This is a genomic window from Nibribacter koreensis (genome assembly GCF_039541795.1).
Lineage (GTDB): Bacteria > Bacteroidota > Bacteroidia > Cytophagales > Hymenobacteraceae > Nibribacter > Nibribacter koreensis.
The window spans coordinates 99,757-114,505 of sequence record NZ_BAABGX010000003.1 but is presented as its reverse complement, the minus strand read 5'-3'; the positions used below and the strand labels follow the sequence as shown (position 1 = coordinate 114,505).

Sequence of the window (14,749 nt, the reverse complement as noted above, 5' to 3'; positions counted from 1 at the left end):
AAAGTCTTGCGTCTTGTGTCTATTCTAAGCACTACAAGGGATCATCAAATCAATAAACAGCACGCGCCATTGGCCATTAATTTGCGCGAAGTGAAATTTAAAGCCCGATGCGGTGTGCAGGACGGTCTTGTCTACCAGCAACTGAATCTGAGCGATGGTCTTCTTCTCGGCGTCGGGGAGTTCTGTGTACTGGTAGGCCGTATTTTTTCTAAAAGCGTCGGCGTCTGCCACAAAACAGCCTTTCTGGGTGTAGGGCTCCTCTCCTTCGCAGGTGACCTTGGGCAGGGCGGCTATTTCTTGCAGGTCACAGCGCTTAAAATACTCTTTGATGGTGAAGAACGGCAGATTCTGGTAGAAGCGCTTGTACTGGCGTATGTCGGTGACCTTGGTAAACTGCGGCATGGCGCCGGGCGTGTCAATGATGTAAAGGCCGTGCACGGGATCAAGGTATTGGTTAAAGGCCTGGGCGTCTCCGTTCTGAATGCTCTGGTTAAATGCCTGGAACATGACTTTAAACCCCGCCAGCTCCTCGGCAGAAGATTTTTTGACCACCTCATCCTGCACGGCGTTCAGGGTATCTTGTTGCAGCACGCGCGCCGAGGCATCTGTCACGGCCACGGGATTGGCGGCGGTGTCCATGGTGGTGGCCGTGTCTGGGGCCGTAATCTCTGTTGAGGTTTTGCTTTGGCAACCGGCCAGCCCCAACATCACGCCCAAGCAACAATAGATAAGAGTCTTCATAGAGATGATATACGGAGTGCCTGAAAAAGAAGGCTTTTCAATACTTATTGAGCGCGCTTAAGGAATACTTTGAAGGTACTTCCTTCTCCTACGGTACTTTCTACTTCAATCTTGCCTTCTGCGTTATCTAAAATCCTCTTAACCATGTAAAGCCCCACGCCAGAGCCTTCTACGTGGTCATGGAACCGACTGAACATGGTAAACAGCTTTTTCTGTTGTTTACCATTAATGCCCAAGCCGTTATCCTGCACTACCAGCACCACGTAGTCGTCTTCGGGCTGACAGCTGATCCTGACCACGGGATTTCTGTCCAGGTGCCGGTACTTGATGGCGTTAGACAGTAGATTATACACCACGCTGCGCAGGTTCTTCTCTGAGAAGGACACCATGGCATCATCCCTGAGGTCTGCCTCAATCTGTGCGCTATGTGACGCAATGATTTGCTGCATGTCTAGCTGCACCTCTTGCACCACGTCCTTCAGGTTAACGGTTTGGGCCGCCCGGTCATGGTCTTTCTGCAGTTTGGTGATCTCTGTAAGGCTGGCAATGGTCTTCTTGAAACGGTCAATGGAGTTTTGCATCATCTTGATGATCACCTTGACTTCATTCCCCTCCAGACTCTCTTTGGGCAGTTCTACCTGCAGCTCCCGTAAAAGCATCTCTATGTTAGAGATAGGCGCCTTGAGGTCATGCGAGGCCGTGTAGATAAAATTATCCAGGTCTTTGTTGGTGTGGGTAAGCTGTTGGTTGGCGTCGGCCAGGTCCAGGTTGGCCAGGCGCAGGTCTTCATTGGCGGCGGCCAGTTCAACGGCAATGGCGCTAGCCTGTTGGGCGCTGGACTCTATTTTTAAGCGAGCCTCTACCTGGTCGGTTACGTCCGTGACCAAGGTATAGAAACCTAACACTTCGCCGCCTCTTACGTCTGGCACATAGTCTGTCTTTATATGCTTGACAAAATCTTCGCGGTAGGGCATGGTGGCCTCAAAGCTAAGGCGCTCTCCGGCCAGGGCGCGGTCCATGTAGCCTTTGGTGTTATTGTAGGCTTTTTCACCCACCACGTCCTGCACCCGGCGGCCCAGCAAATCCTCAGACTTGATAGGAAACCATGCTTCATAGGCTTTGTTGGTGAAACGGTAAACCCGGCTCCGGTCCAGGTACCCAATGAGGACCGGCAAAGAATCTGTGATGAGCCGCAGGTTGTTGGCGTTTTCTTCTACGGCTTTGCGTGCCGCCACCTGCTCTGTCACCTCAATAGCGAAGACCAGCACGCCGTCTACTATGCCTTCTTCGTTGGTTCTGGCTTGTTGAATGTACCTGAAGTACCTGTCCTCTAAGAAGCCATGGGGCGAGGTGAAGGGAATGAGCAATTCTGGCTCTTCATGGGTGATACCCGTTCTATACACTTCTGAGAAGGTCTCATACGCCTTGTTATGTCCAATCTCTGGCAGGGCCTCTAAAATGGGCTTGCCCAGAAGCTCCCTATCGGGGAAAAGGCCTGCGTACACCGGGTTGACTAGTTCATACACCAGCTCTGGGCCTGCTAGTATGCAGATGGCCGTGGGCGCATCCATAAAGAGCCTTTCAAAGCGCTGGCGTTGGCGCTCGGCATCGGCCTGGGCTTTTTGCACCTCCTGGGTGCGTCTTTCTACCCGGGCCTCCAGTTCCAGGTTAAGGGCTTTCAGGTCCTCGGCGCTTTTCTCTACTTGTTGGCGGGCTTCTACAAAGGGCGTTACATCCAAGGCAAAAATGAACATGCCGTTGATCTTGCCTTGGGCGTCATAAAGGGCCTGGTAGATGAAGTTCCAGTAAATGTCCTCTACCGGCTGGTCTTTGTAACGGGCTACGGGTATTAAGATTTCCTTGCCCTCAAAGGTCTCGCCGGTAGTGATGACGTGCTGCACAATTTCTTCTATGGGCTGCCCCTTTAGCTCTGAAAGGGCTTCAAACAAGGCTAGACCCAGTAATTTGCGTCCCGGAAACAACTGCTGATACGCGTCATTGATTTCCTTGAATTCAAGATTTGGGCCTTCCAGAACGGCCATGGCCGCCGGTGCCTGGGCAAACAGGCGCTCTAACCTAAGGCGTTGCTGTTCTACCTCGGCCAAGGCTACTTTTTCCCTTTCTTCGCTTTCCAGTAAGTTCTTTTTAGATTTCTCTGCCTCTGTGACGTTGGTGGCCTCGTTCAAAATATAAAGCACCTCTCCCCTTTCGTCTAAAATAGGCGTGTTGAGGATAGACCAATACCGTTCTATAAAAGAGGCCGAGTGGTTGGGATCTGGGATGTCATACCGCGTCACCTCCATCTGGTGGGCCTGTTTACTAGCCAGCACCTGTTGCAAAGAAGCTCTCAGCTTTACTGAAGAGAGAGACTCGCCGGCTTCTGGATTGTCTGGAAAAGCGTCAAACACACTTTTCCCGAGCAGTTGCTCTCTGGTTAGAAGCGTTTCATTTAAATAAGCTTCAGTACACCCTAATATTTTCAAAGAAGGCGAGAGCACAAGAATAGGGTTGTTTTGTGCCTCAAAAATCTTCTGAAACGAAAGCGCCTCATTAAAAGAAGCTGTAGGGTTGGGGGAAGTGGAGAAATCAGTCATGTACCGCTGAGAGCTGATGTAGCAAAGGAACTCCCTTTACGTGGTTACCAAAGATAGGATTAATATTGAGCTTAAAGCGCAGAAAAGACCTTTTTAACGGCCATGGATTAAAGTTGTCAGCACCAGGGTTCATGCCACAAACAATAGTCGCAAAGGTCGTTTTTGGCTTGTTTTGAGGAAAACAGCCCAAAAACGAAAGACCAGTTTGCCTCTTAACCTATTCAGGTATTTATTGTTTAGAACAGTTGGTCTGCAGATTAGTGCGTATCAATTTTCACTTATATTTGCCAGTCTAACCCTTTGCCAACCGTACAGGGCTTAGACGTGCGGGTAACAGGTTTGCGCGCAGGGCACATTACTTAACATACACTACTATGGCAAACACATCAAAAATCATTTATACCATAACAGATGAGGCGCCGGCTTTGGCCACGCACTCGTTCCTGCCTATTGTAAAGGCATTCACCAAGGCGGCCGGCATTGAGGTAGAAACAAGAGACATCTCCCTGGCGGGCCGTATTCTGGCTACCTTCCCAGAGAACCTGACTCCTGAGCAGAGACAAGCCGATGACTTAGCAGAGCTAGGCGAACTGGCCAAAACCCCGGAAGCCAACATCATCAAATTGCCTAACATCTCGGCCTCTGTGCCGCAGTTGACGCAGGCCATCAAAGAATTGCAGAGCCAGGGCTATAACATTCCAGACTATCCGGCAGACCCGAAGACCGACGCCGAGAAGGAAATCAAAACCCGCTACGGCAAAGTGTTGGGCAGTGCCGTGAACCCGGTCTTGCGCGAAGGAAACTCTGACCGCCGCGTGGCCGACGCCGTGAAGCAGTACGCCCGCAAGCACCCGCACTCCATGGGCGCCTGGACATCAGACTCAAAATCACACGTAGCCCACATGACCGACGGTGATTTTTATGGCACTGAGCAGTCAGTGACCATGGACCAAGCCACCGAAGTAAAGATTGAGTTTGTAGCCGCCGACGGAACCACCACTACCCTAAAAGACAAACTGGCCCTGAAAGCCGGCGAGGTGATTGACTCATCGGTGATGAGCAAGAAAGCCCTGCGCGCGTTCTATGAGAAAGAGATCGCTGATGCCAAGGCATCTGGTATTCTATTGTCTCTGCACCTGAAAGCCACCATGATGAAGGTCTCTGACCCTATTATGTTTGGTCATGCCGTGACGGTGTTCTTCAAGGACGTGTTCACCAAGCACGCCGAGGCCCTGAAAACCGCCGGTGTGGACCCCAACAACGGCCTGGGCGATGTGTACAACAAAATCCAGTCTCTGCCCCAAGACCAGAGAGAAGCCATTGAGGCTGATTTGAAAGCGGCCCTAGAGAACGGTCCGGCCCTGGCCATGGTAGACTCAGACAAAGGCATCACCAACCTGCACTTCCCTAATGACGTGATTATTGACGCCTCTATGCCGGCGGCCATTAGAACGTCTGGCAAGATGTGGGGCGCCGACGGCAAAGCCCATGACGCCAAGTTCATGATTCCAGACCGCAACTACGCGGGCATCTACCAAGAGGTGATTGACTTCTGCAAAGAGAACGGCGCTTTTGACCCTAAGACCATGGGCACCGTGCCTAACATTGGCCTAATGGCCCAGAAAGCCGAAGAGTACGGCTCACATGACAAGACCTTCCAAATGACTACCAGCGGTACCGTGCGCGTGGTAGATGCGGCTGGCAATGCCTTGATGGAGCACAAAGTAGAGGAAGGCGATATCTGGAGAATGTGCCAGACCAAAGACCTGCCTATTCAGGACTGGGTGAAACTGGCCGTGACCCGTGCCCGCATCACCGGCGCGCCTGCCATCTTCTGGCTAGACCCGAAGCGTGCGCATGACGCCAACCTCATCAAGAAGGTAAACCAGTACCTGAAAGACCATGACACCAACGGCCTGGAGATTAAAATCATGTCTCCGGTAGAGGCCATGCGCTACTCATGTGAGCGCGCGGTTGCCGGTAAAGACACCATCTCTGTGACGGGCAACGTACTGCGTGACTACTTAACGGACTTGTTCCCGATTATTGAACTAGGCACCAGCGCCAAAATGCTTTCTATTGTGCCGTTGCTAGACGGCGGCGGACTGTTTGAAACCGGTGCCGGTGGATCTGCACCTAAGCACGTACAGCAGTTCGCTGAGGAGAACTACCTGCGCTGGGATTCACTGGGTGAGTTCCTGGCCCTGGCCGTATCGCTGGAAGACCTGGCTTACAAAACCAAGAACGACAAAGCCGCCGTGCTTGCCGAAACCCTGAACCAAGCCAACGCCGAGTTCCTGGAGAAAGACAAGTCGCCGGCCCGTAAAGTAGGCGGCATTGACAACCGCGGAAGCCACTTCTACCTGGCGCTTTACTGGGCCCAGGCCCTGGCTGAGCAAACCAAGAACGAGGAACTGAAAACCCGTTTCACGGACCTGGCCAAAGGCTTAACGGAGAACGAAGAGAAGATTGTACAGGAGCAGATTGCGGCCCAAGGCAAACCCGTAGACATGGGTGGTTACTTCCACCCAGACACGGCCAAAGTAGAGAAAGCCATGCGCCCAAGCGCCACGTTGAATTCTTTCTTAGACCAGTTCTAGGAGGAAGGTAATTTTAGAAAAGGAAAGGCCGCTTGGGAGAAATCTCAAGCGGCCTTTTTGTTATTAAAGATGCACTTTGCTATTTCAGATTTACCAATCTGAAAGCTCTCTGTCGGGGATTTATCAATCCCCTTCTTGAGCAAAACGGGGATTGATAAATCCCCGACAGATGGATTCGGGATTGGTAAATCCCGAATAGCAAGGTACATCAGCAATAAATACTAAAGAGCAGATAGCAGATTATTGGTAATTCACTATACGTACGTACACAAACGGACGCCTACGACATACACCTATTTAAAAACTTTTCCCCGTTATGGGCTTTAAATACAGTTCTGGTGTCTGCACGGTTATCTCAGCTTTCTTGTAGTCTTTCAAGTTTCTGGTTAACAGTACAGTAATGCCTGTTTCAATGGCGGTGAAGTACTGAATGGCGTCCTCAAAATCAGTGAATTTAGAATGAAGCGCCAATTCAATAATTTTATCATCTACTGCCAACACTTTGACCAAAACTTTAAACTTGCTCAAAATCCGTCTGGCCTCTGCAATGGAGTACTGCCTGGACAACAGGTAATTCAAATTAGAGAAGGAAAGCGAAGACACATATAAGGTAATTTCGCCTTTGTCTGCCATGGTAAACAAAGAAGCCGCATAGGTGTAATGCGGGTCTCTTTGGGCCAAAAGGTCCAGACACACGTCTGTGTCAATGAAGATATCAGCCATTCAAGTATTTATCTGCCAGGTAGTCACCGTAGTCCTTTTTCAGGTCATGCGTTTTAGGGAGAGACAATACGCCAGAAAGGCTTTTCACCAACGGCGAAATTTCTGCCTTGGCCGTTTCTTCTTCTGTTACCCGATCCAGGTAGGCCTCTATCATTTTAGACAAACTAGTCTTCTTGGAAGAGGCATATAACTTGGCTCTCTCAATAATAGCTTTGTCTAAGACTAACGTGAGCTTGGTTTCCATACGTGTAAAATTATACAATTCTATACGTGCAAACAAGAAGCGAGTTATGTGCGCGGTTGATAGTTTTGCAAATCAACAGGCTGGCAACATAGTTCAGGAATTGAATTTACACCAGGAGCAGATTGGGACCCAAGGGAACAAGCAGGAAAGAAAAAGCCGGTTAAGAGAAGTCTCAAGCGGCCTTTTCCATAAGTCCCTTTCTTGTTGAGTAGTTAATACCCATCCACATTATGCTTCGCAGACGTTTCATTAGCTAGACTGTCTCTGGTATTTTTCTGAACGGTTATCGCAGCGAATAGGCTCAACAGAAAAGACATTCCGTAAAAACCTTTCTCGCTCAGAAACAAATCTGCATTCCAGAGCCCTACGGTAAGTAGTACCAAGGAAACGATGGTAGAGAACCAGGCAAGTCCATAATACATACTAGAAACCGGAATACCATCTAATTGGTCACGCACACTTTTTTGCAGGGAGATGGCTGAGAACAAACCATACATAAGAATGGTGAAGTAATACCCTTTTTCATTCAGCATCATGTCGGCGTTCCAGAGGCCTATGATGTAAGCACTGATACCCGTAAGTAGAACAAAATAAGAGGCCGCGGCAAATACGTTTGATGGTTTCTGATTCATCTTTGTTTTTCGTTAAATGATGAATCAAAGGTAGAGTGGGCCTCAATCCTTTCTTTTGACATTTGTCAAAAAGCGAAACGCTACACTTGGCTTCTTATTCTGCTCAGCGTTTCCTGACTAATACCCAGGTAAGAAGCCGTTTGTCCAAGCGAGATTCTGTGAAGGATGTGTGGCGAATTTTCTATTAGCTGTTCATAGCGCTCTTTAGCCGTTTTAAACTGCATGGCCATAAACCGCTCTTCCAGCCGTATGTAGTACTGCTCATTGATAATGCGCACAAGCCGCTCCAGGTCATGATGCGCATCAAACAACAGGTGCAAAGCTTCATAACTAATGCTCCATAAGGTAGAGTCTTCTAAAGCCTGTATGTTTTCTACCGCTGGCTTTCTAGAAATAAAGCTATAAAAGGACGTGACAAAATTATCCTCAAACCCAAACCAATAGGTAATCTCTTTCCCGTCTAGGCTATAATACCCACGTAGACAACCTCGCTCAAGAAAGTATAAGTTGTTGCATACCGTTCCTTCTTTTACTAGAAAGGAATTTCTTGGAATCTTGATTTGGGTTAAAGCATTGGAAAGGGCCTTCCAAGCTTCAGAAGTGATAGGATAGTATTTTGATATGCAATTATACAATGCATTCATTTTGAGACTCTTTTGCTATGGATATGAGTAAGCCTTTACTGATTTGAATGAGCGGCAATACCCAAACCCCACATTAAATTCTTTCTTATTCTAGTTTTAGGAAAAGGTAATATTACAAAGGAAAGGGTGCTTGGGAGTAATCTCAAGCACCCTTTCCTTTGCAATATTACCAGAGAAAGAACACAATCAGATTGTGGTCTTTTAATAGCACTTAGCTTTAAAACTTTAAAAGAAGTCATATCTACTTTCAATTCTCAACAGTCCATTTAGCACAAAAAACTATATATACTGCTCCCTCTAGGCAGACCATATTTTCTTAATTTGCTCATAAAGATATTCACTTCTACTGATAATTTGTTCTTCGTCCCAAGTAGATTTACTTTGGAAATAGGTATTAAGTACTGCTGTTGATTGACGACCAATTTCTTGCTTCTTAATATCAAATGAAGAATTACTTACACTTGGGTTCAAAGAACTTGTTAGAATAGTTAGATTGCCTATTGTATGAAGCATTTTATTTCTATTCTCAATTTTATGGTACTTGCCATTTTTATCATCCTCAGTCATTACAGCATGAACTGAGATATTAAAATCATCTTCTGATATAGCCTCGCCACCTAGTGGCCAATATTTAAACCAATTTTGAGGCAGTAGATGCTCTATGGTCAGTCCAGTATTTAAGAATTTAACTTGTTCCTGTTTGTTACCACGGATAGAGTGTTCAACTTCCAATAAAATATTTGAAATACTCCTTGACTTGTTCTTTTCTTCCCTATACAAAGGCCGTTCAAGTAGTTTCTCTAAAAGTATATTATCTGTTGGCCACAGATTAGTTTCAGACGTTTTTGAGTTCAATAATTCTTTGAAAGAATCTGCATCTTTATTCTTAGTCAAAAACTTTAAATATTCTAAAAAGACATTATTATAATTTTTTGTAGTATAACCACATAAGAATCTCCTTGTAATGTAAGAGTCTAAATACGAGTAAATTTTATTTTTATTTTCAATAGTAATATCTGAATCACCCTCAATGTACAAGATAAGTGGATAGACGGTGGATATATTCATATCTAAAAGACGTGATGCCAGTCGGTCAAAAAATGTATTCCCCTCTGGCTTTACAATTCTTTTAAATATTTTACTATATGCATTTAGTTCCGCTAATTCTTCTTCTACATTTTGAAAATTAGTTTGGTTTATTATAAAAAGTTTGTAGAAATAAAACACTTGGTCATATCTTATTTCTGCTTGAAGTTTAAGTGTTAGATAGTCAATAATGAAAAACTGCAAATTCCTCTCAAAATATCTGCCTCTACTTACCTTTTCATGCCATTTAAATTTTGATTCAGAATCGTCAAATTCATCCCAATACTTTTCATATATTTTATCTAAATTTTCTTGGTTACTATTTGCTCTCATAAATATGTAATTTCTTATGAGGTCAGTTTCTGTCAATGAAGCCCCGCGACCATTCATTGTTTCAAAAATCATTTGAGGGTCATCATTTTGAGTTAACCCTATTTCAACAAATTGAAAATCCCTTTTTAATACTAATAGAAATTGTGTTATTAAGTCAGGCAAATGGCCATCGTATCCAGAAACTAAATTATCTAACTGGTCATAGAAAAACAGGTATGCTCCCAAAAGCTTATTTCTGCCCTTAGCAACCTGTCTATATGTTTTATGCCCTATACCATATTCTGACAAAACAGGCAACACAAGTAACTCATTTATTTTTTCGTATGTATTCGAGATAATAGTATTGAATATTTCTTTATTGAATTTTGTTGGCTCCAACTTGAATTTCTGCAATTCATAGTCCTGGTCTCCATACGACTTTTCATTAAAAAGAAATTTATCTAATTCCTTAATTAGATTTTCGTCTCCTAAATACTTTCTACATATTTCTCTAAATGAGGCGATAAAAATCTGAAATGTAGTAAGCCTTTGTTGACCATCTATAACACTGTATGACGAAAGCGTACTTGTTGTCGTATTTTCATGAAATAGAACAATTGAGCCTGTGTAATGAGGATGGATTTTCTTTTTGGCAAGCCTTTCATTGTATTTATTAACAAAATCTTCCCACAAAGGCATTAACTGTTCCTGCTCATTCCAAACATAATGTCTTTGAAAGACTGGAATTCTAAATCTGATTTGCTTATTAAAAAGTTCTTCTAATAATGGCTTGCCTAAGTTCATATTATTTATTAATTATTTAAAATATCTGTATTTATACTCCTGAGCTTTCATACAATCAATATAAGGCTTATACCAAGCCATGTATTGATTGTATTTTTATATTTGAATAATCTAGTACCCATAAAACACTCCTAATATTCGAAGATAAAATATATTATTGATTATATATATACTTTTTTTGATTTAATTATCCTTATCAAGATTGTATAAACCTTATATATTCAGTTTGCTTTCTGTAGACATTTACAAAAGGAGAGTATTCAGCATAATTAAAAGATAACAACCTTTTCCCTACAGAAATTATTACAGCTAACATTTTAGTCCGCTATCTGGTTAAGATAAAAATATAACTTTTTTCTATGACCAATCCCACCTCACCCAACACCCCAACCATCATCCTCGCAGGAGCCACCGGCCACTTAGGAGGCCTCATTGCCGAAGAGTTGCGCAAAAGAGGCGCGCACGTGCGGGCTTTGGTGCGGGTGGGAACCGAGGCGGGCAAACGTTCTGCCTTGAAAGCCCTGGGCGCCGAGGTGGTGGAGGTGGACTTCCAGAATGCACCGGCCTTGGCCCAAGCCTGCCAGGGTGGGGCGTGTGTGGTAAGTGCTTTGTCGGGTTTGCGGGACGTGATGGTAGACACCCAGACCCAACTTTTGAACGCGTCTGTACAGGCCGGCGTGCCCCGGTTTATTCCCTCAGACTTCTCCATAGATTTCACCCGGCTGGCCTACGGCAAGAACCGCAACCTAGACTTCCGGAAAGAATTTAGTGAGGTGCTGGACAATGCGCCCATTGCCGGGACCTCGGTCTTGAACGGCATGTTCACAGACCTGCTCACGGGCCAGGCGCCGGTGGTGCTGTTCCCATTAAAGCGCATCCTGTTCTGGGGCAACGCAGACCAGCCCCTGGATTTCACCACCATCGCCAACACCGCAGAATATACCGCCCTGGTGGCCCTGGACCCCAACACGCCCCGCTACCTGCGCATAGCCGGTGACGTGCAATCGCCTAGAAGCCTGCAACACGTCGCCAGCCAAGCTACGGGTCATCCCTATAAACTCTTGAGAGCTGGCGGGCTGGGCGTCTTGAACGCCATGATTAAAGTGACCAAGACGCTTATGCGCAATAACCAGGAAGTGTTTCCGCCGTGGCAAGGCATGCAATACCTGCGCGACATGCTCAGCGGAGAAACCAAACTGCCATCTCTGGACAATGACCGCTACCCCGGCATGCGCTGGACCAGCGTGCAAGAAGTGCTGGCCACTAAAAAGTAAAACCCGTTTTTAGCCTGTTTTCTGTAAAACAAGCCAAAAACGGGTGCTGTTTTTCTGCCGGGCAAGACTATCTCCCAAGCCAGCCAAATTAGCGGTTGGCCACAATGGCAAACTTCTGGTGCTTGGTATCCAATACCAGCGTAGTCCCCAAAAAGAGCTTGTTGCCCGTCATTCCGCCCATCCCCGAGAACCGCATCAAGGTGGTATTGATGAAACTCATGCCTTCCATGTAGGTGGCTTGCTTGATAGGAATCTGCGTTTGGCCGAACGTGGCCGTTTTGCTGGTGTTGACGGTAAACGCCGTGAGGGTAGTGCCCCATGAATTCACCTTGGTGGTGTCGGTACGGCTTCCTTGGTCGGCCAGTTCTTTCCAGGTAGATTGGTTGGTGAGCAACTCATAGGCGCTGGCGCCGGTGTCAAACATCAGCTTGGTTTCTTTGCCGTTGATGGTAGACGGGAGCATGACGCGTCTGTTCTCAAATTCAAAGTCCATCATGGGTGTAGACGCCGGAATCTCTTTGGGCAGTTGGTCGCCCCAGAAGATGACGCCTTTGCTGTAGTCAATGGCCACCACCTTGTTCTCAATAAAGTCTGAGCCCAGCGTGCCAATCACTTCTACCTGAGTAGTGTCTTCCCAGTTAATACCAGTGGTACCGTTGGCCAATACTTTGACTTCTGATGCTGTCACCGCCAAGTTGCCCACGTTAAATTTCAGGTCTTGCAAAAATGTACCGTTCTCTTTTTGGTGCAGGCCGTAGGTGCCGTACTTTTTCTGAAGCGCCTCTACTTTGCTTTGATAAAACAGCGAGTACGGCGCGCCGGTGTCTAACTGCATGTAGAACTTCTTAGAAGAACCCGGCAGGGTCACGGGCACCAAGAGAAATGCGTGGGTATCATTGGCATCACCGCGCCATACAAACGGAATGTAATGGGCCTGGTTGGCCATGTGCAGTTGGTTGGCTGGCGGGGCAAACTTCTTCTTGAAGTAGAAGCAACCTCCTACCGAGCTCAGGATAAACAGGACAACAAAAACGAGGGAGAGTCTTTTCAGCAGTTTCATAGCAAGTGTTTTTTTCTTGCAATGTTAGGGCAGATACCGGCGCTTGAACACGCCATTCTTACGTCATATGCCCGCCAAACACGCGCTAAGGCCCTTTTTGCCTATGACATTCTTACGCCACTCGTGAAAAAGCTTGTATCTAGAGTCTTTTACCCGAACAAATAGAACCCTACGGAATAGAGATTTTGACTGGTTCTCAGCTTGGCCGCGCCGTATAAAATGGCCACAATGTTGAGCGCATAGAAAAAGAAAAACGTCCCGAGGACCAGAAACCCTAGCTTCACCTGGAAGTAATACGCCAGTGCCAACTGCACGCCCAAAGCCAGCAACAAACCCAGGTGCATGCCCACACACCACAGCACCTGAAAGTTAACCACCCGCGCGCCCAAGACCCTGGCCTCTGACCCTTCCGGTTGTTTCCGCCAGAGCCACAAGGGCACCAAAAAACCCAGGTACGGCAACACCAGAAACGCGAAGGACGCGATGTTCAACTGTTGCAACCACATCGTCAGCGCCCCTGGCGAGGTAGCCATTGGCTGAACTTCGGGCTGGGCCACCTCCTGCTCCACCGCCACCGGTAAAGACGGCGCTTCGGCTTCCTCCTGTCCGGCAAATTCCTCCACCGGTTTCCCCAAGGCCTGCGCCAGAGATTTCAAGGTATAGCCCCGCGGGATGCTCTTGCCTCCCTCTATCCGTTGTATGGTCCTGAGGCTGATTTGCGAAAGGTCTGCTAAGTCTTCCTGTGACAAGCCTTGGCTCTTTCTATAGGTGGTGACTTTATCAGCTAGGTTCATGGGGTTCAAGCAGAAGATGGGTATTGGATTCTTCCCTTAAAAGTAAGCAATAGTGGGTAGTGGTTTTTGCCAAGCCTGTAAATTCTCCTGATATCATTAAGCGTTTTTGGCCTCTTTCCCAGAAAACAGCCTAAAAACGCTTTATAGAAAATATAGGAGGGCTCAATCTTACTTCCGCCACTGTGTGTTCTGAGCCTGGCAAGTTTATTTAGAAGCCTGCAATCTGGGCGTCAAGCCAGTTCGTAAGTTCCTACATATGAACCACTTAAACTCATCTTGCTATGAAAACAAACAAACATCTTGCCTTCGGGCTTTCGGGACTTCTCTCCATTTCCCTGTTATTTTCTTCTTGCTCTACAGATGAGCTTGAGACCCTGGCTCCACAAAACGCGACGGCTATTAACCAAGCTAAAAAGATGGACAGCCCCACCCTGTTTTATGCGCTTACCAATATGAATCAGTTGGTGAAGTACAGCTCCAACCAAACCATACAGGAGATGAGCGCGGTTATCATCACCGGCTTACAAAGCGGCGAGAGCCTCTTGGGCATTGATTTCCGGCCAGCCACGGGCCAACTGTATGCCGTTAGTAACCAAAGTAGATTGTATGTGATTGATCAGATGACGGGTGCTGCCATGGCTATAGGTTCTCAGCCCTTCTCCCCTGCCATTGAGGGCACAGAGGTGGGCTTTGACTTTAACCCGACGGTAGACCGCATTAGGTTAGTGACCAACACAGGCCAGAATCTTCGTTTGAACCCCATCACAGGAGCGGTGGCTGCCATTGACGGTGATTTGAACCCAGGAAACCCGGCGGTAGTAGCCGCGGCCTATACCAACAGCATGGCCGGCGCTACGTCTACCACCCTGTATGACATTGACGTAAATACAGACAAGCTTTACATTCAATCTCCTCCTAACAGCGGTGGGTTGGTAGAAGTGGGTAGCTTGAACGTGCAGGCCTCCGGCGAAGGCGGATTTGACATTTCCCCAGACAACTCCATGGCCCTTGCCGTTTTGTTTGGCCGTGGCGGCGGAGACGCAGACCAACAAGAGGACTCAAACGGCAACAAATACCGGTTCTATTCTATTGACCTGCAGACTGGAAAGGCGAAGAACCTGGGCAAAACAGACCGCGCCGTAATTGGTATTGCCATCATGCCAACTGGCAACTAAGCCATTCGTTCTCTCTTGGGTAGTTTCTACAACCCACCCCATCTTAAACAAAGAAGCCGTTTCAAT

Annotated in this window: 12 protein-coding genes; 3 read left to right on the top strand and 9 right to left on the bottom strand. The window is 46.9% G+C overall.

The window, feature by feature from the left end; translation table 11 throughout:
- Positions 1-24: 24 nt before the first annotated feature.
- Both ABD880_RS15965 and ABD880_RS15960 read right to left on the bottom strand, forming a co-directional pair.
- Positions 25-741, bottom strand: a complete 717-nt coding sequence (locus tag ABD880_RS15965; RefSeq protein ID WP_345168320.1) for a hypothetical protein — start codon at positions 739-741, stop codon at positions 25-27.
- Positions 742-785: 44 nt separating this feature from the next.
- Complete coding sequence (locus ABD880_RS15960) at positions 786-3,335, bottom strand: PAS domain-containing sensor histidine kinase (protein ID WP_345168318.1); 2,550 nt, start codon at positions 3,333-3,335, stop codon at positions 786-788.
- Between the two features lie 374 nt (positions 3,336-3,709).
- Between ABD880_RS15960 and ABD880_RS15955 the strand changes: the two genes are divergently transcribed.
- Complete coding sequence (locus tag ABD880_RS15955; protein ID WP_345168315.1) at positions 3,710-5,935, top strand: NADP-dependent isocitrate dehydrogenase; 2,226 nt, start codon at positions 3,710-3,712, stop codon at positions 5,933-5,935.
- Positions 5,936-6,232: 297 nt separating this feature from the next.
- Here ABD880_RS15955 and ABD880_RS15950 read toward each other — a convergent pair whose 3' ends face one another.
- The 5 genes from ABD880_RS15950 to ABD880_RS15930 form a co-directional block, all read right to left on the bottom strand.
- Positions 6,233-6,658, bottom strand: coding sequence for a type II toxin-antitoxin system VapC family toxin (locus tag ABD880_RS15950; RefSeq protein WP_345168312.1), 426 nt, complete (start codon positions 6,656-6,658; stop codon positions 6,233-6,235).
- Entirely contained in the window at positions 6,651-6,902 is a 252-nt protein-coding gene (locus ABD880_RS15945) for a DUF6364 family protein (protein ID WP_345168309.1), read from the bottom strand. Before ABD880_RS15945 ends, ABD880_RS15950 begins: the two co-directional genes overlap by 8 nt.
- A 212-nt stretch (positions 6,903-7,114) precedes the next feature.
- Complete coding sequence (gene yiaA, locus ABD880_RS15940; RefSeq protein WP_345168307.1) at positions 7,115-7,534, bottom strand: inner membrane protein YiaA; 420 nt, start codon at positions 7,532-7,534, stop codon at positions 7,115-7,117.
- Positions 7,535-7,614: 80 nt separating this feature from the next.
- Positions 7,615-8,178 carry a Crp/Fnr family transcriptional regulator gene (locus ABD880_RS15935; RefSeq protein WP_345168304.1) on the bottom strand — a complete coding sequence of 188 codons (564 nt, stop codon included), beginning with the start codon at positions 8,176-8,178 and terminating at the stop codon, positions 7,615-7,617.
- Positions 8,179-8,475: 297 nt separating this feature from the next.
- Positions 8,476-10,380, bottom strand: coding sequence for a DUF262 domain-containing protein (locus ABD880_RS15930; protein WP_345168301.1), 1,905 nt, complete (start codon positions 10,378-10,380; stop codon positions 8,476-8,478).
- 359 nt (positions 10,381-10,739) lie between these two features.
- Between ABD880_RS15930 and ABD880_RS15925 the strand changes: the two genes are divergently transcribed.
- Positions 10,740-11,654 carry an NmrA family NAD(P)-binding protein gene (locus ABD880_RS15925; RefSeq protein ID WP_345168298.1) on the top strand — a complete coding sequence of 305 codons (915 nt, stop codon included), beginning with the start codon at positions 10,740-10,742 and terminating at the stop codon, positions 11,652-11,654.
- Positions 11,655-11,742: 88 nt separating this feature from the next.
- Here ABD880_RS15925 and ABD880_RS15920 read toward each other — a convergent pair whose 3' ends face one another.
- Together ABD880_RS15920 and ABD880_RS15915 are read right to left on the bottom strand one after the other, a co-directional pair.
- On the bottom strand, positions 11,743-12,714 hold the full coding sequence (locus ABD880_RS15920; RefSeq protein ID WP_345168295.1) for a hypothetical protein: 972 nt from the start codon (positions 12,712-12,714) through the stop codon (positions 11,743-11,745).
- A gap of 149 nt (positions 12,715-12,863) precedes the next feature.
- Entirely contained in the window at positions 12,864-13,508 is a 645-nt protein-coding gene (locus ABD880_RS15915) for a helix-turn-helix domain-containing protein (RefSeq protein WP_345168293.1), read from the bottom strand.
- Positions 13,509-13,789: 281 nt separating this feature from the next.
- Between ABD880_RS15915 and ABD880_RS15910 the strand changes: the two genes are divergently transcribed.
- On the top strand, positions 13,790-14,683 hold the full coding sequence (locus tag ABD880_RS15910) for a DUF4394 domain-containing protein (RefSeq protein WP_345168290.1): 894 nt from the start codon (positions 13,790-13,792) through the stop codon (positions 14,681-14,683).
- Positions 14,684-14,749: the final 66 nt, after the last annotated feature.